This window comes from Agromyces sp. Root81, assembly GCF_001429165.1.
Lineage (GTDB): Bacteria > Actinomycetota > Actinomycetes > Actinomycetales > Microbacteriaceae > Agromyces.
Window position 1 is genome coordinate 243,121 of the sequence record NZ_LMIR01000002.1, and the last position, 15,552, is coordinate 258,672.

A 15,552-nucleotide genomic window follows, 5' to 3' on the forward strand; every position below is an offset into this window, starting at 1 on the left:
GCAGGACTCCTATTGCTTGACTGCGCCGGCGAGGATGCCGGCGACGAAATGACGCTGCAGGAACAGGAACAGCACCAGGATCGGCAGCACCGACAGGAGGGTTCCCGTCATCAGCTGCCCGTAGTCCGTGGTACCGATGCCCTGCAACGAGGCGAGCGAGACGGGGATGGTGAACGACTCTGGCGTGCGCAGCACGACGAGCGGGTAGACGAACTCGTTCCACTGGCCGAGGAACAGGAAGATCGCGAGGGCCGCGATCGCAGGACGTACCGTGGGCAGCACGATCCGGCTGAACACCCGGAACTCCCCCGCCCCGTCGACCCGAGCGGCCTGGAGCAGCTCATCGGGTACGGCCAGCATCGTCTGGCGCATGAGGAAGATGCCGAACGGCATCGCGAGGCTCGGCAGGATGAGGGCCTGATAGGTGTCGAGCCAGCCGAGGGTCACCATGATCTGGAACAGGGGCACGAGCGTCACCTGCGAGGGCAGCGCGAGGGTGACGAGCACGGCGCCGAACAGCACGCCGCGCCCACGGAACTCGAACTTCGCGAACGCATAGCCTGCTGCGGTGCAGACGACGAGGCCCAACACGGTGTACACGGATGCGACGAGCACCGAGTTCCCGATCGCCCGGCCGAACAGGGTCTCGGTCAACAGGCCCGAGAGGTTGTCGAAGAACGCGGGGCCGGGCAGCAGGTTCGGCGGCGAGGAGAAGATCTCGCTCGAGGGATAGGTCGTCGCGATGATGAGCCAGTAGAACGGCAGGATCATCACGATGCTTCCCGCTGCGATCACCGTCGTCAGTACGAGTGATCTGGTGCGTCGGCCGCGGACTCCGACCAGTGCGTCGGTCATCGGGTCTTCTCCTTGAAGAGGCGGAACTGGATGAGCGAGATCACGGCGATGATGAGCGTGAGGGCATAGCCGATCGCCGAGGCGTAGCCGAAGTCGAAGTACCGGAACCCGTTCTGGTAGAGGTACATGCCGATCGTCAGCGTCGCGTTGTCGGGTCCGCCGTTCGTCAGCACGTACGGCTCGTCGAAGAGCTGGAGCGTGCCGATGGTCGAGAGGATCACGGTGAGCAGCAGGGCGGGTTTCAGCCCGGGCATCGTGATGTTCCAGAACCGCTGCCACCCGTTGGCGCCGTCGACCTGGGCGGCTTCGTAGAGTTCGCCCGGGATCGACTGCAACTGCGCGAGGTAGATGATCGCGTTCTGTCCCGTGTAGTGCCAGGTCATCGCGAGCACGATCGAGATCTTCGCCCAGAACGGGTCGACGAGCCATGGGATCGGACCGATGCCGATCACGCCGAGCATCTCGTTCACGATGCCGTCGCCCGAATCGAACAACGCCCTGAAGAGGATGCCGTAGGCGACGAGGCCCATGACGATCGGCACGAAGTACGTGGTGCGCCAGAAGGCCCGCCACTTGAGCAGCATCGAATTGAACGCGACCGACAGCACGATGCCGAGGGCGAGCATGAGCGGCACCTGCACGACGAGGATGAGGACCGTGTTTCCGAGCGCGGTGTAGAACAGAGGGTCCTGCGCGAGGCGGATGTAGTTGTCGAGGCCGACGAAGGCGGTGACGCCGCCGACGTTCTGCGTCAGGCTCACCCAGAATGCGGAGAGGTACGGATAGAGCTTGAAGGCCAGGAACAACAGGATCGTGGGCAGCAGGAACAGGTACGGCGTGAGCCGGGGATGGCCGATCGATGATCGGCGGCGGCGCGACGGCGGACGGCGGCGGTCGGTCGCCGGTCGTTCGTCGATGGTCTCGAGGAGTGCGTTCACGTTGGGTCGCTTCGTCAGGGGGTGCGCCGGCGGGTCGCACCGGCGCACCCGGCCGGTCAGTCGGACGCGAGCTTGCGGTTCGTCTGCTGCGCCACCTGTTCGGCGGCCTCATCCAGCGCGTCCTGGGGATCGGCCCCCGAGAGCAGCACGCGCGTCTGCGCGTCGGTGAGGGCCTTCAACGCCCGTGCGTAGTCGCTCGTGAAGTTGACCACGGGGGTGTCCTGCGCCAGCTCGGCGATGAAGATCGCATTCGGCGACTGCCCGTTGAAGTACTCGCTCGGTTCGGCGAAGCCCTCGGATTCGAGCATCGGCTTGTAGCCGGGGAACATGCCTCCGCCGTCGTAGACGACCTTCTGGCCCTCGAGCGTGCCGAGCGCGAAGTTCACGAACTCCCACGCCGTGCGCTGGTTCTTGCTCTCGGTCGGGATCGAGAGGTACGTGCCGCCGTTCACCGCCGCGGTGATGCCGCCGGCCTCGACGGCCGGTGGGAGGCGAACGCCCCAGTTTCCAGCCATATCGGGCGCCTCGTTCTCCATGACACCGGCCATCCAGCCGCCGGAAGGCATGATCGCGACATCGGTCTCGCCGCGGAGCGACGCGAGCAGCGTGTCCCAGCTGCCCTGCTCGTCACCGACGATGCCGAGGTCGTTCGCCTTCTTGATGAGCTCGAGGGCGTGCACGCCCGCCTCGTCGTTCATCGTGATCTCGCCCTTCTCATCGAAGTAGAACGAGCCCTGCAATGCTGTGAGGAGCTGCCAGAGTCCGGCGGAATCGGCCGCTGTCGCCGCCTTGTCCTGGTTGTAGAGGTTGACGCCCGTCTTCTCCTTGATCGTGACGCCCGCCTCGAGCAGCTGGTCCCACGTCTCGATCGAGTCGATGTCGACGCCGGCCTGTTCGAAGATGTCGGTGCGATAGAAGAAGCCGGTGGCGTTGACCTCGTACGGGATGCCGTAGACGGCACCGTCAGCGCCCGAGCCGCTCTTCCACGCTCCCGACGGGAACTCGTCGGCGAGCTTGTCTGCGCCGAAGTCGCGCAGGTCCACGAGCTCGCCGGGGAACTTCTCGACGTAGTTGCCCATGTAGTCGATACCGATGTTCAGCACGTCGGGCAGGCCGGAGCCTCCGGCGGCCATGCCGGTCGTGATCTTCTCCCAGATCGCCGGGTTGCCGACGTCCTGCACGTCGATCTCGACATCGGGGTAGAGCTCCTGGAAGGCGGGGATCGCCGCCTTGAGCCCGTCACCCGGAGCATCCCACGTCCAGATCGTGATCTTGCCCGACACGTCACCATCAGTCGCGCCGTTGTCGGCGGAGGAGGCCGAGCATCCGACGAGTGCAGCAACGCTCGCGATGGCGGCTGCTGTGACCGCCACCCCGCGTGATCGCTTGTTCAACGTGAACCTCATTGTTCGCAGTCCTTTCTCGGTGAGTCGCGTCATCGGCGACTCGGCGACAGTAACATATTGCGTGTATATATGCAGCAAGAGTCTGCAAACTTGCAACGGAGGCGATTATGGCTCAATCGGTGTTCCATCTGCGCGCGGGAGGCGTGAGCGTCGTCATCGAGGCATCCGGCACCACCCTGCCGGTGATCTGCCACTGGGGACGCGACCTCGGACCGCTCGACGAGAGCGCCCTCGCCCGCGTCGCCGAGCACGCGCACGGCACTCGCGTGACGAGCGAACCGGATCAGCCGCTCGCGGTCGGAGTACTGCCCGAGCCGAAGCAGGCGTGGATGGGCCCGCCCGGACTCACCGGCGATCGCAACGGGAGTGCAGGGTTCCCCGACTTCGATGCCGTGGTCGCCGACCTCGAGCCGGTCGATTCGGCGACGATCGCGCAGCGGCTCGTCGCCACCGCGACGGATGCCTCGAATCGGCTCGCTGTCCGCTTGGAGTTCGAGCTGCTCCGCTCCGGCCTCCTGCGCCTGCATGCCGCCGTCCGCAATGACGGTGAGGAGCGGTACCGGCTCGACGGGCTCGACCTCGCCCTCCCGGTGCCCGGCCGCACGGCGGAACTGCTCGACTTCTCGGGCCGGCACAACGGCGAACGCCGCCCGCAGCGCACGACGATCACCGACGGCACCCACCTGCGCGAGCAGCGCCGCGGACGCCCCGGGCCGGACGCGGCGACCCTGCTCGTCGCCGGGACCGACGGCTTCGACTTCGGCAGCGGTGAGGTCTGGGCGGTGCACCTCGGCTGGTCGGGCAACCAGCGCCTGTGGGCGCACCGCACGAACGGCGGACGCACCGCCCTCGGCGGCGGCGAGCTGCTGCTGCCGGGCGAGGTCGAGCTCGATCCCGGCGAGGAGTACGAGATGCCCTGGCTGTACGCCGCCTACGGCGACGGCCTCGACGATGCATCCGCTCGCATCCACGAGGCGCTGCGCGCTCGGCCGACGCATCCCGTCGTCGGCCGGCCGGTGACGCTGAACACCTGGGAGGCGGTGTACTTCGACCACACGCTCGAACCGCTCCACGAACTCGCCGAACTCGCGGCCGAGGTCGGCGTCGAACGGTTCGTGCTCGACGACGGCTGGTTCCTCGGCCGCCGGCACGACCGCGCCGGGCTCGGCGACTGGGTCGTCGACCCCGAGGTGTGGCCGCACGGACTCGCACCGCTCGTCGATCGCGTCCGCGAACACGGCATGCAGTTCGGCATCTGGTTCGAGCCTGAGATGGTCAACCCCGATTCAGAGCTCGCCCGCGCCCACCCCGATTGGATCCTCGCGCCTCAGCACCGGGACGCCCCGCTCGCCAGGCAGCAACTGGTGCTCAACGTCGGTCACCCCGACGCGCGCGCCCACTTGCGCGATCGCATCGTGGAGCTCGTCTCCGAGCACCGCGTCGACTACATCAAGTGGGATCACAATCGCGACCTCGTCGAACCCGTCGACCGCGTGACGGGCCGGGCCGGCGTGCATCGCCAGACGCAGGCGGTCTACACCCTCATCGACGAGATCCGCGCGGCCTGCCCCTGGCTCGAGATCGAATCGTGCTCGGCCGGCGGCGGCCGCATCGACCTCGGCATCGCCGAACGCACCGACCGGTTCTGGACGAGCGACTCGAACGACCCGCTCGAGCGCCAGCGCATCCAGCGCTGGACGAGCCTCCTGATGCCGCCCGAGCTGCTGGGAGCGCACGTGGGCGCTGCGACCGCCCATGTGACCGGTCGTTCCAGCTCGATCGACTTCCGCGCGATCACCGCCATGATCGGCAGTTTCGGCATCGAGTGGGACCTGCGCGATGCGACCGTCCACGAGCGTGCCGCACTGGCCGGGTGGATCTCCGAGTTCGTGCGCCTGCGCCCGCTCATCGAACGCGGCAGGCTGCACCGTCTCGAGAGCGAGCCGGCGATCATCGCCCAGACCGTCGTCTCCGCCGACCGTCGGCATGCGATCGCGACGATCGCGACGATCGACTCCCCCGCCCACCTGCCCGGACCCGCACTCCGGCTCGCCGGGCTCGACCCCGCGGCGAGCTATCGCGTGGCCCGTGTGCGACCCGACGTGGCCGCCGACCCGACGTCGACCCGGCGGCAGCCGGCCTGGTGGACGGAGGCGGGCGTCTGGCCCGGCGCCGTCCTCGCCGAGGTGGGGCTGCCGATGCCGATCCTCCGCCCCCAGGAGGCCGGCCTGATCGAACTGGTCGCCCGATGACCGGGCTCCGCATCGAGACCGACGACGCGATGCTCGCCGAGATGTTCGGCTGGGCCGTGCGGACGGCCGCCGGTTTCGTCGTCCCCGATGGTCGACGCGGGCCGCTCGACGTGTCCGAAGCCGACCCCGGCCCGTACCGCACGGCCGACTACCGGGAGAGTTACCACGCCGGCTACAAGTTCCGCAGCGGCTACTACCTCCGCGACTTCGCGCATCAGGCGGTCGGTGCGCAGCTGCTCGGGCTGGCCCGGCACAACGCCTCCATGCTCGAGAGCTTCGTCCGCACTGCGACCCCCGAGCACGGCGGTTGGCCGGTGTGGGCGCTGAACTTCGACCGGGTCACCCCGCTCGCCATCGACTACCACGGCCCCGATCACTTCGTGCGGGAGCTGCCCGCCGTGTTCGAGCTCGTCGAACTCGTGCACGTGCTCTACCGCTGGACGGGCGACCGCTCGCTCCTCGAGCATCACGGGTACTGGCGACGCACCCTGACCGACTTCGTCGCAGCCCACGACCGGGTCCTCCCGAACGGCGTGGCGGAAGCCGACGGTCCCGGCATCTTCGACGGCGCAGCGAGCTACAACGAGCGGCCCGCTGGAGCACTATTGGAAGCCGGCGATGCGTTCGCGGCCCAGTACGCGGCCAACCGCCACGCCGCGGGCCTCGAGGCAGCCCTCGGCGAGCATGAAGCGGCCGGCCGGTTCGCAGTGGCCGCCGAGCGACTCGCCGCGGTCTTCGCCGCCGAGTGGGGCCCTGCGGATCGATCAGCCGGTGAACTGGTCTCCGCTCGGGATGCCGAAGGGAACCCGGTGAGAGAATGGCTGAAGGAGGCGAACTGGTTCCCACCCCTCAAGGGTCTCGTCGACACCGACCACCCGAACCGCGCCGCGGTGCTCGAACACATCGATCGCACGTGCCGTCTCGACGCCACCGCGCCGCGCAACGTGGAGGCCCTCAGCTACGTGCCCGAGGTGTTCCTGCGGCACGGACGCCCCGACACCGCGTACGAGTGGATGCGCACCGTGTACGACGCGCGCGCCGAGCAGCACGAGGTCGCCGCGCAGGGAGCGAACGGCGACTACCCGGAAGTGTCGTTCACCCTCATCGCGCAGATCGTCGCAGGGTTCCTGGGCCTCGAGCCGGACGCGGCCGCCTCGGCGGTGACGACCCGGCACGCGCTGCCGCGCGGCGTCGGCCGCCTCGCCGCATTCGACGTCCCCTTCGGCGACGGAGGCATCAGCGTCGGCGTGCAGCTCGACGACGAGCTGTGGCTCGAGAACCTCACCTCGCGCGAGCTCGAGTGGACGCCGGTCGTCGCCCGCGACGACCGGTTCCACGATCCGCACCTCGGCCCGCCGCGCTCCGAGGACGCCCACCGTGTCGGGCCCGGCGAGCGCCGCACGATCCCCCTCTGACTCGGGGGCGAGCGAGGTCAGATCGGAGCCGGCCCGGTCGACTGCCGCAGCCGCAGCTCGGGGTCGATGAGCGCCTCGGTCGCCTGCACCGCGCGGTTCTGGATCATGGTGACGAGGGTCCGAACGCAGCTCTCGGCGAGGCTCTCGACCGGCTGCCGCACGGTCGTGAGCGGCGGATCCGTGAAGTCGAGCAGGTAGGAGTCGTTGTAGCCGATGACCGAGAGGTCCTTCGGCACCTCGAGGCCGCGCCGGGTGGCGGCCCTGATGGCGCCGAGCGCCATGTCGTCGCTCGACGCGACGATCGCCGTGACCCCGAGCGGCAGGAGTTCGTCGGCGGCGTGGCGTCCGCCGTCGACGCTGAAGTGGTGTCGCACGACGAGGTCTTCCGCGTCACTCAGCCCCCGCGCGTCCATCGCCTCCAGGAAGCCCTCGACGCGTCGATCGGCCGGAGTGTTGCCGACCGGCCCCGCGCACATCCCGATGCGCCGGTGACCGAGGTCGTACAGGTGCGACACCGCGATCTCGGCGGCCTGCCAGTCGTCGGTGGAGACGACGGGGGTGCGGGAGTTCGCGAACGCGCCGTTGACGCTCATGTACGGGATGCCGCGTGACTCGAGCAGCTGCCGGGCGACCGGATCGGCGTTGCGGAGCGTGTTGCTCGAGGACAGGAACACCGCCGCGGCGATCCCGGCGTCGAGCATGACCTCGATGTAGTCGCGTTCGACGACCGAGCCCGGCACGACCGGGCAGATCACGGCTCGCAGTCCGTGCGGGCTCAATTCGCTCTCGACCGCAGTGCACATCGCGGCGAAGATCGCGTCCTTGAGCGCCGGGATGAGCAGCAGCACGATCTCGCCCTTGACCGGGCGCTCGTAGCCGATCTTCGCCAGTGCGCGTTCCACCTGCTCTCGGGTGCTCGCCGAGACGCCGTACTTGCGGTTGAGCACGCGGCTCACGGTCGCCTCGCTGACGCCGGCGATCGCAGCGACCTCGGCGAGGCGCACCGTTCCGGCCGGCGACCGGGTTCGACGAACGGCGCCGACCTTCGGCGTCTCATCTGCAGTCGGATCTCCCATGCGATCCATTCTTGCGGATACTCCGCCTCCCGCACCGTTCCGCGGGCGCTTCGGAGCGCTCCGCCTCGATGGCACGGCATCGCACGGCGTTCACCTTCCCGACGTCCGCGGGTCATCCGTCGTCCCTACCGTCGGTGGCGGCGCGCCCGACCGCACGCCGCCCGACGAACAGGAGAACGATCGATGCCAGGCAAGACGCCCCTCAGCCGCCGGACCATCCTCACCGCCGGAGGCCTCGGCGTGCTCGGCGCCGCCGCGCTCCCGACGGCCGCGCATGCCGAATCCGGCGATGCCGAACAGCGCGGCGCCGCCGGCAGCCCGCACGCCAAGGCGCCGAAGCTGCGGTTCCGCGACGACGGCACCTTCAAGGTCGTGCAGTTCAACGACACCCAGGACGACGAGCTGACCGACCGGCGCACCGTCGAACTCATCGAGAAGACCCTCGACGCCGAGACGCCCGACTTCGTGCTCATCAACGGTGACGTCATCACGGGTGGCTGCGAGACGCGCCTCGCCGTGAAGCAGGCGATCAACAACGTCGTCTGGCCGATGGAGAGCCGCGGCATCCCGTGGGCCGTCACCTATGGCAACCACGACGAGGACTCGCTGCCGCAGTCGGGGGTCGACGAGGCGATGATGCTCGACTTCTACCGCAGCTACGACTTCAACATGAACGCCGAGAACATCGCGGGCGTCACGGGCACCGGCAACACCGTCGTGCCGATCCGCGCGGCGGGCCGCGGCAACGACACGGCCTTCAGCCTCTGGCTCCTCGACTCCGGCCGCTACGCGCCCGGCGCCATCGACGGGCAGGACTTCGCCGGGTACCCCGCGTGGGACTGGCTGCGCATGGACCAGGTGTCGTGGTACCGCGAGGAGTCGCAGCGCCTCGAGCAGAAGTCCAAGCGCAAGGTCCCCGGCCTCATGTTCATCCACATCGCGCTCTGGGAGCACCGATTCATGTGGTGGGGCGGCGTCGACACCCGCACCGAAGCGGATGCCGCGCGCGGACGCACCCGTCATGGCATCGTCGGCGAGCGCAACGAGGACGAGTGCCCCGGCCCCTTCAACTCGGGCATGTACAACGCGATCCTCGAGCGCGGCGACATCAAGGGCGTCTTCGTCGGCCACGACCACGTCAACGACTACGTGGGCAACTACTACGGCGTGCTGCTCGGCTACGCTCCCGGCACCGGCTTCGGCGCTTACGGGCTGCCCGGTGCGGAACGCAACCGCATGCGCGGCGGTCGCGTCTTCGAGCTCACCCAGTCGGGCGACGACGTCGACATCGCCACACGCGTCGTCTACGCCCGCGACTACGGGATCGACCTCACCGCGGACGACCAGCCGATGGAGCCGACGCCGCTCGCGCCCAAGCAGGCGGCGATCTGACGTTCGCCTCACCCGAACCGCGGGGCGGGCGAGCGCTCGTCGCCGGCCCGCTCCGTGGTCACGCCGTCGCGAGGAAGGCGATCGCCGCGGACTTGAACGCCCGTGACGTGAGCGTCGAGACGTGGTCGCGACCGGGCACGGAGACGAAATCGGCGCCCCACTCGCGGGCGAGCTCCTGGGCGCCGACTGGCACGGGATCGTTCTCACCGGCGACGAAGAGCACGGGGATGCCGCCCGGAATCGCCAGCGGCGCGCCGGAGACGCCCTCGATGACGGCGAGGAGGGCTTCGCGGTCGGCGCCCGCCCTGATCGCGGGGCGGAGCACCTGCTCGATCACCGGGTCGCGCGGCGCCTCGTCGCGGAGCAGCACGGCCCTCGCGTCGTCGATCGCCCACGTGGCGAAGAGCTCGTTCGGTCCGGCGCCGCCCACGACGACCCGGCGCACCCGCTCGGGGGCACTCGTCGCGAACGCGGAGACCACGCGGTTGCCCATCGAGTAGGCGATGACGTCGACGACCTCGGCGCCGGCCGAGTCGAGCACCGCGATGAGGTCGGCCCCGAGCAGTTCGGGCGCGTACGACTCGGCATCGACGGGCTTGTCGCTCGTGCCGTGGCCGCGCAGGTCGAGCGTGATCACGGTGCGGCCGGCGTCTTCGAGGGCGCGCACCCAGCCCGTGCCGTCCCAGGTGATCGCGGCATCGGAGGCGAAGCCGTGCACGAGGAGCACCGGCGGCAGCGCGGCATCCGCTTCCCCGCCCGCACCGGCCGACTCGGCCGACTCGGCCGCGTGCACGCGATACCCGATGAGCACCCCGTCGGGGGCTTCGGCGTAGAGGGTCGGTGTCGCAGCCGGGCCGGCCTGCCTCACGAGGCGGCCTCGTCGAGCACCGTCGACTCGGCGATGACGACGCCGGCATGGCCGAGTTCGGCCAGCGCGGCCGCCGACGACTCCGCAGCGACCCCCGCGATGAGGTCGGTGAAGACGCGCACGTGCTGACCGTGCTCCACCGCGTCGAGCACGCTCGCCCGCACGCAGTAGTCGGTGGCGATGCCGACGACGTCGATGTCGGTGATGCCCCGGGCGGCGAGCACGTCGGTCACGCTCGCGCCGGCGTCATCCGTGCCCTCGAAGATCGAGTACGCAGGCACGCCCTGCCCCTTGCGGATGTGCACGTCGACGGCCGAGGTGTCGAAATCGGGGTGGTACTCGGCGCCCGGTGTGCCCTCGACGCAGTGCACGGGCCAGGTGTCGACGAAGTCGGGATCGGCATCGCCGGCGAAGTGGCCGCCGTTGTCGTGTTCGCCCGAGTGCCAGTCGCGGGATGCCGCGACGAGTGTGTACTCGTCTCGGTGCTGTTCGAGCAGGCGGGTGACGCCGGCGGCGACCGCGGCTCCGCCCTCGACGGCGAGCGCGCCGCCCTCGGTGAAGTCGTTCTGCACGTCGATGATGAACAGGGCGCGGGTCATGGCTCGCTCCTTCGCGCGTCTCTCACGGCACGGCTCGGCCGATGCATCCATTCTTCCAGCTTCCGGCGACCGTCGGCATCGTGCGGAGTTCAGCGCTCGGCGAACCGCGCCGTCACTGGTTGGAGAGGTTGTCGCCGCAGAGGAAGAAGCCCGTCGTGAGCGTGTCGATCGCCTGCTTCGCCTCGTCGGTGACATCGCCGAGGGCGTAGATCGCGAACGTCAGGGTCGAGCCGTCCTGCGCGCGCACGACGCCCGAGAGCGTGTACCCGGTGTCGATCCATCCGGTCTTCGCCGAGACCGCGCCATCGGCGACCGCGTTGTCGCCCGAGAAGCGGTCGTCGTAGCCGAGCGAGCCGCGCTGGCCCGCGACCGGCAGCCCGTCCATGAGCACGCCGAGGTTGCCCTCGCGCGCGTTGATCTTCACGAAGAGCCGAGTCAGGTACGAGGGCGGCACGGCGTTGTTGTCGGAGAGGCCGGAACCGTCGACGACCGTGATTCCCGTGGTGTCGATGCCGTAGGCCGCGAGGCCCTGCAGCACGCCGGCGTTGATGGCGCCGAAGGAGTTGCCTGCACCCGTCTCGATCGCCACGAGTCGGGCGAGCATCTCTGCGGCGGTGTTGTCGGAGACGACGAGCGCCTTGTCGACGAGCTGCGCGACGGTCGGCGATTGCACCTGGCCGAGCTGCTGCGCGCCGGCGGGCGCGACGCCGCGCTCGATCACGCCGATGCCGCCGAGTTCGCCCGCGAACGCCTCGCCGGCCCGGCCGACCGGGTCGTCGCTGCGCCACGAGGTGTTGGCACCGGGGTTGTCGCGGTCTCCGTCGACCATGAGCGCGGCCATGTTCGACATGTAGCCGTCCTCGCGCTCCTTGAGCGCCCAGCTCGGCTCCCACTCGTCGCCGCTGAAGTAGCTCGCATCGAGGATGAGCTTCGTGAGCGGCGGGTTCGACGGATCGGCGGCCCACGCCGCTTCGACCTGCGCGGCGAGGTCGTCGAGGTGCGCCGCGCCCGGGTACACGGTCTCGGTGCCGCTCGACGTGCGGGAGAGCGTCGCATCGCCGCCTCCGACGAGCACGACGGAGCCCGGCTCCGAGCCCTTCACGACGGTCGTCGGCGTGCGGTAGTCGGGTCCGAGCACCGAGAGCGCGGCGGCGGAGGTCAGCACCTTCATGACGCTCGCGGTGCGCGACGCGGTCGTGCCGCCGCGGTCGTAGAGCACCTCGCCCGTCGAGGCGTTCATCACCTGCGCCTGGAAGTTCGCGAGACGCCCGTCGGCTGCTCGATCGGCGACCGAGCAGGTGCGGAGCCGGCTCGCCGCCGCGATCGTCGCAGGCACCGGTCGCGCAGGGTCGATCGTCGGCGTGGGCGTCGGGGTCGAGAGGGCGACGGATGCCGCTCCGCCGCCGCTGCTCGCGATGCCGGCCGCGACCGCGCCCGCACCGATCAGCCCGAAGGCGACGACGCCGCCCGCGATCATGAGCGGGAGGCGGTGCCTGCGGGTGAACGCCGCGATCGCTGCGAGCACGCCCGACTTCGGGGATGCGGCTACCTCGGGGGTCGAGGGCTCGGGGGTCGAGGGCTCGGGGGTCGAGGGCTCGGGGGTCGAGGGCTCGGGGGTCGAGGGCTCAGGGGCCGAGGCGTCACCGGCGTCGGGGGTCTCCCCCGCGGCATCCGTCTCGTCGATCACCCGGGAATCCTACGCGAGCCATCCTCAAGAGAACCTGATCATGCGCGGAAACCGGTGCCGCCGATCATTCTCCCGGGTAGACCAGGTCGATCTGTCGGCGGATCTCGTCGAGCGACGCCATGATCGCCACGGTCTCGTCGATCGGCAGCAAGTCACCGGTGAGGGTCCCCGCCGCGACGAGCCGCTCGACCGCTTCGGCCTGGAAGTGCATGCCGCGGCCGGTGACCTCGGAGTGGTACTCCTCGAGGATCGCGCCGTCGGCGGAGACGACGCGGAACGTCGTCGGCGAGTACCAGACGCGGTCGATCTCGATGCGGGCCTTCGTACCGAGCACGACGGCGGTGTTGGCACCCTGCGCGTTGCTCGCCGAGTGGGTGACCGCCATGCGCCCGCCGTCGTAGCCGAAGACCACGGCGACCTGTGCGTCGGCGCCGGTCGCCTTGAACGTCGCGGAGGCCTGGATCGTGCTCGGCGCGCCGAAGAGGTCCCATGCGAAGGAGACCGGGTAGATGCCGAGGTCGAGGAGCGCCCCGCCGCCGAGTTCGAGCGAGTTGAGTCGGTGCGCCGGGTCGTCGGAGAGCAGCTGCGTGTGGTCGGCGATCAGCGTGCGGAGGTCGCCGAGCGTGCCCGCCGCGATGATCTCGCGGATGCGCGCCATGTGCGGCAGGTACCTCGTCCACATCGCCTCGAGCACGAGCAGGCCCTTGGCCGCAGCGAGCTCGGCGAGGGCGCGCGCCTGGGCGGCGTTGACCGTGAAGGCCTTCTCGACGAGCACGTGCTTGCCGGCCTCGAGCGCGAGCGTCGCGCCGGCGGCGTGCATCGGATGCGGCGTGGAGACGTAGATCACGTCGACCTCAGGATCGGCGACGAGCGCCTCATAGCTGCCGTGCGCGTTCGGGATGTCGAACTCCGCCGCGAACGCGTCGGCCGACTCCTGCGTGCGCGACCCGACGGCCTGCACCGTGAATCCGTTGAGCTTCAAGTCGTTGGCGAAGGCGTGCGCGATGCCGCCGGTCGCGAGGATGCCCCACCGCAGTCGATCCGTCATGCCGACAGCCTATGCCGCCATGGAGCTCCCCCTGTTCGGGGATCCTGCGGAATCCTCATGAATGGGTCTAGCGTTCAGCCATGACGGCTGTATTCGCATGGAAGGGCCGCGTCATCGGCAGTGCCGCCGCGGCCATCATCGCCCTCGTGGTGATCCCCGCGGGGATCGCCGGCCCGGCTGTCGCCGCGCCCCCCGCATCACCCTCCTCGTCGTCGTCCGTCGCCAAGTACGTGGCCCTCGGCGACTCCGTCGCCGCCGGCCAGGGCGCCGGCGGCTATGTCGACGCCTGCCTCCGAAGTCCGAACGGGTACCCCGCACTGCTCGACGCCGAGCCGCGCACCAACCTGCTGCGCAACCCGTCGTGCAGCGGGGCCACGATCGCGGAGGTCGCGGCCGCCCAACTCCCCGAGCTGAACCGCGGCACGACGCTCGTGACGCTCACGGTCGGCGCGAACGAGGTGGATCTCACGGGCATCCTCGTGGCGTGCACGCCGCCGGCTCCGGTGGAAGCGTGCGCAGCGGCGATCTCGACTGCGACCGCGTATCTCGTCTCGGGGCAGTTGCCCATCGATCTGGGCACGCTCGTCGCAGCGGTCGCCTCGCGATCCCCGGGAGCAGAGATCCTCGTGACCGGCTACGCGATCCCCTTCACACCCGGGTACAGTCCGCTGACCGATCAGGTGAACGTGCTCACCGCCGTGCTGAACTCGCAGATCCAGGCGGGCGTCGCCGGGGTCGCGGCATCGGGTGTCGATGCGGGCTTCGTCGACGTCACCCTGTGGTTCGCCGGCCATGGCGTCGGCACCGCCGATCCGTGGCTCGGGGCCGATCCGAGCGACCCGGTGTCGTTCCTGCATCCGAACGCCGCCGGCTACGTCGCCTATCGGGACGCGCTCCTCACCGCCCTGGCCCTGCCGTGATCGAGACGTCCCGGCCACGCATCGCGCTCGCCGCAGCGCTGCTCACCGCGCTGATCGTCCTCGGCTCGGTCGCGTCGCCGTCGCTCGCCGCCACCACAGGGAAGGGCAAGCCCGGCGGCGGCAACGGGAACGGGAACGGCAACGGCGGCACCGCCCAGCTCGCCTATGCCGCTCTCGGCGACTCGTATGCGGCGGGCCTCGGCGCCGGCAGCTACCTCGAGACGAGCTGCTACACGAGCTCGAAGGGATATCCGGCTCTGCTGGACGCCGATGCGAACCTGGCGCTCGCCGCGCGGCCGGCCTGCCGTGGTGCGACGACCGCCGACGTGATCGCCACGCAGGTTCCCGCGCTTCCGGCGAACGTCGCACGCGTGACGCTCACGGCCGGCGGGAACGACGTGGGATTCGCGAACGTGATGCAGAACTGCTTCGTGCTCGTCAACAGCACGTGCGAGTCGCACATCGTCGCTGGAGAGACCATCGTGCAGAGCGGCGTGCTCGCCCAGAACGTACGCAACGCGATCGCGGCGATCGTCGCGAAGGCGCCAACCGCCCGGGTGGTCGTGACCGGATACCCGCTGCTGTTCGCGCCGACGTCGCGGTACCAGTGGGCGGCACGGGTCAACACCGGCACCGTCGCCCTGAACGACGCGATCGAGGCCGCCGCCGCCCAGGCCGGTGCCACGTTCGTCGACGTCGAGGCGCCATTCGCCGGGCACGGCATCGGCAGCACCGCGCCGTGGATCAACGACTGGAGCTGGCTGCGCTCGAACGACTCGTTCCACGCCAACGCGAGCGGGTACCAGGCATACGCCGCCGCCCTGCGCCCGGCGCTCACATGACCCCTCAACCACACGCGTTCTTCCTCGCGTGAGATGCGAACGGCCCGGAGACCCCGGGCCGTTCGTGTGCGCGGGCGACCAGAAGACCTGAATATCCTGAAACGACGAAAGGCCCGGATCTCTCCGGGCCTTTCCATTGGAGCCGCCTGTGGGAATCGAACCCACGACCTTCTCATTACGAGTGAGACGCTCTGCCGACTGAGCTAAGGCGGCGTGGCATCCGGGCGCTTGAGGCGCACCGGCTGGCACGAGAA

At 69.8% G+C, this 15,552-nt stretch carries 13 protein-coding genes and 1 tRNA gene; 5 read left to right on the forward strand and 9 right to left on the reverse strand.

Features of this window, described 5'->3' with window-relative positions; all coding sequences use genetic code 11:
- Window positions 1-9: 9 nt before the first annotated feature.
- The 3 genes from ASE14_RS06060 to ASE14_RS06070 are packed head-to-tail and all read right to left on the reverse strand — an operon-like array spanning window position 10 to window position 3,199.
- Window positions 10-855 (reverse strand): carbohydrate ABC transporter permease, encoded by an 846-nt coding sequence (locus tag ASE14_RS06060; protein ID WP_056652309.1) that lies wholly within the window; start codon window positions 853-855, stop codon window positions 10-12.
- Entirely contained in the window at window positions 852-1,793 is a 942-nt protein-coding gene (locus ASE14_RS06065; protein ID WP_200953286.1) for a carbohydrate ABC transporter permease, read from the reverse strand. Before ASE14_RS06065 ends, ASE14_RS06060 begins: the two co-directional genes overlap by 4 nt.
- Before the next feature lie 56 nt (window positions 1,794-1,849).
- Window positions 1,850-3,199 carry a sugar ABC transporter substrate-binding protein gene (locus ASE14_RS06070; RefSeq protein ID WP_162257710.1) on the reverse strand — a complete coding sequence of 450 codons (1,350 nt, stop codon included), beginning with the start codon at window positions 3,197-3,199 and terminating at the stop codon, window positions 1,850-1,852.
- 107 nt (window positions 3,200-3,306) lie between these two features.
- Here ASE14_RS06070 and ASE14_RS06075 point away from each other — a divergent pair, with 107 nt between their 5' ends.
- Both ASE14_RS06075 and ASE14_RS06080 read left to right on the forward strand, forming a co-directional pair.
- Window positions 3,307-5,451, forward strand: coding sequence for an alpha-galactosidase (locus ASE14_RS06075; RefSeq protein ID WP_056652315.1), 2,145 nt, complete (start codon window positions 3,307-3,309; stop codon window positions 5,449-5,451).
- Window positions 5,448-6,866, forward strand: coding sequence for a hypothetical protein (locus ASE14_RS06080; RefSeq protein WP_056652318.1), 1,419 nt, complete (start codon window positions 5,448-5,450; stop codon window positions 6,864-6,866). Before ASE14_RS06075 ends, ASE14_RS06080 begins: the two co-directional genes overlap by 4 nt.
- Window positions 6,867-6,883: 17 nt before the next feature.
- Here ASE14_RS06080 and ASE14_RS06085 read toward each other — a convergent pair whose 3' ends face one another.
- Window positions 6,884-7,942: a LacI family DNA-binding transcriptional regulator gene (locus tag ASE14_RS06085; RefSeq protein WP_082600247.1), complete on the reverse strand. Its 1,059-nt coding sequence runs from the start codon at window positions 7,940-7,942 to the stop codon at window positions 6,884-6,886.
- Window positions 7,943-8,125: 183 nt separating this feature from the next.
- Here ASE14_RS06085 and ASE14_RS06090 point away from each other — a divergent pair, with 183 nt between their 5' ends.
- Window positions 8,126-9,334, forward strand: coding sequence for a metallophosphoesterase family protein (locus tag ASE14_RS06090; RefSeq protein ID WP_056652319.1), 1,209 nt, complete (start codon window positions 8,126-8,128; stop codon window positions 9,332-9,334).
- Window positions 9,335-9,392: 58 nt separating this feature from the next.
- Here the strand turns inward: ASE14_RS06090 and ASE14_RS06095 are convergent, their stop codons facing one another.
- The 4 genes from ASE14_RS06095 to ASE14_RS06110 form a co-directional block, all read right to left on the reverse strand.
- Window positions 9,393-10,202 carry an alpha/beta fold hydrolase gene (locus ASE14_RS06095; protein ID WP_056652322.1) on the reverse strand — a complete coding sequence of 270 codons (810 nt, stop codon included), beginning with the start codon at window positions 10,200-10,202 and terminating at the stop codon, window positions 9,393-9,395.
- The gene (locus tag ASE14_RS06100; RefSeq protein ID WP_056655896.1) at window positions 10,199-10,801 is read right to left on the reverse strand and encodes an isochorismatase family protein; all 603 of its coding nucleotides are present in this window, start codon (window positions 10,799-10,801) and stop codon (window positions 10,199-10,201) included. Before ASE14_RS06100 ends, ASE14_RS06095 begins: the two co-directional genes overlap by 4 nt.
- Before the next feature lie 112 nt (window positions 10,802-10,913).
- A complete protein-coding gene (locus ASE14_RS06105) occupies window positions 10,914-12,488 on the reverse strand; it encodes a D-alanyl-D-alanine carboxypeptidase/D-alanyl-D-alanine-endopeptidase (protein ID WP_235511122.1) in 1,575 nt (524 codons plus the stop codon).
- Window positions 12,489-12,552: 64 nt separating this feature from the next.
- Entirely contained in the window at window positions 12,553-13,536 is a 984-nt protein-coding gene (locus ASE14_RS06110; protein WP_056652325.1) for a Gfo/Idh/MocA family protein, read from the reverse strand.
- An 80-nt stretch (window positions 13,537-13,616) separates the two neighbouring features.
- Between ASE14_RS06110 and ASE14_RS06115 the strand changes: the two genes are divergently transcribed.
- On the forward strand, window positions 13,617-14,456 hold the full coding sequence (locus ASE14_RS06115) for an SGNH/GDSL hydrolase family protein (protein ID WP_056652328.1): 840 nt from the start codon (window positions 13,617-13,619) through the stop codon (window positions 14,454-14,456).
- Window positions 14,453-15,298, forward strand: a complete 846-nt coding sequence (locus ASE14_RS06120; RefSeq protein ID WP_056652331.1) for an SGNH/GDSL hydrolase family protein — start codon at window positions 14,453-14,455, stop codon at window positions 15,296-15,298. Before ASE14_RS06115 ends, ASE14_RS06120 begins: the two co-directional genes overlap by 4 nt.
- 137 nt (window positions 15,299-15,435) lie before the next feature.
- Here the strand turns inward: ASE14_RS06120 and ASE14_RS06125 are convergent.
- A tRNA-Thr gene (locus ASE14_RS06125) sits at window positions 15,436-15,511 on the reverse strand.
- Window positions 15,512-15,552 lie beyond the last annotated feature (41 nt).

Excerpts from the sequence above, each read along its gene's own strand:
- ASE14_RS06060 (WP_056652309.1), bottom strand. The coding sequence starts at position 855 with ATGACCGACGCACTGGTCGGAGTCCGCGGCCGACGCACCAGATCACTC.
- ASE14_RS06070 (WP_162257710.1), bottom strand. The coding sequence starts at position 3,199 with ATGAGGTTCACGTTGAACAAGCGATCACGCGGGGTGGCGGTCACAGCA.
- ASE14_RS06075 (WP_056652315.1), top strand. The coding sequence starts at position 3,307 with ATGGCTCAATCGGTGTTCCATCTGCGCGCGGGAGGCGTGAGCGTCGTC.
- ASE14_RS06080 (WP_056652318.1), top strand. The coding sequence starts at position 5,448 with ATGACCGGGCTCCGCATCGAGACCGACGACGCGATGCTCGCCGAGATG.
- ASE14_RS06085 (WP_082600247.1), bottom strand. The coding sequence starts at position 7,942 with ATGGGAGATCCGACTGCAGATGAGACGCCGAAGGTCGGCGCCGTTCGT.
- ASE14_RS06090 (WP_056652319.1), top strand. The coding sequence starts at position 8,126 with ATGCCAGGCAAGACGCCCCTCAGCCGCCGGACCATCCTCACCGCCGGA.
- ASE14_RS06100 (WP_056655896.1), bottom strand. The coding sequence starts at position 10,801 with ATGACCCGCGCCCTGTTCATCATCGACGTGCAGAACGACTTCACCGAG.
- ASE14_RS06110 (WP_056652325.1), bottom strand. The coding sequence starts at position 13,536 with ATGACGGATCGACTGCGGTGGGGCATCCTCGCGACCGGCGGCATCGCG.
- ASE14_RS06115 (WP_056652328.1), top strand. The coding sequence starts at position 13,617 with ATGACGGCTGTATTCGCATGGAAGGGCCGCGTCATCGGCAGTGCCGCC.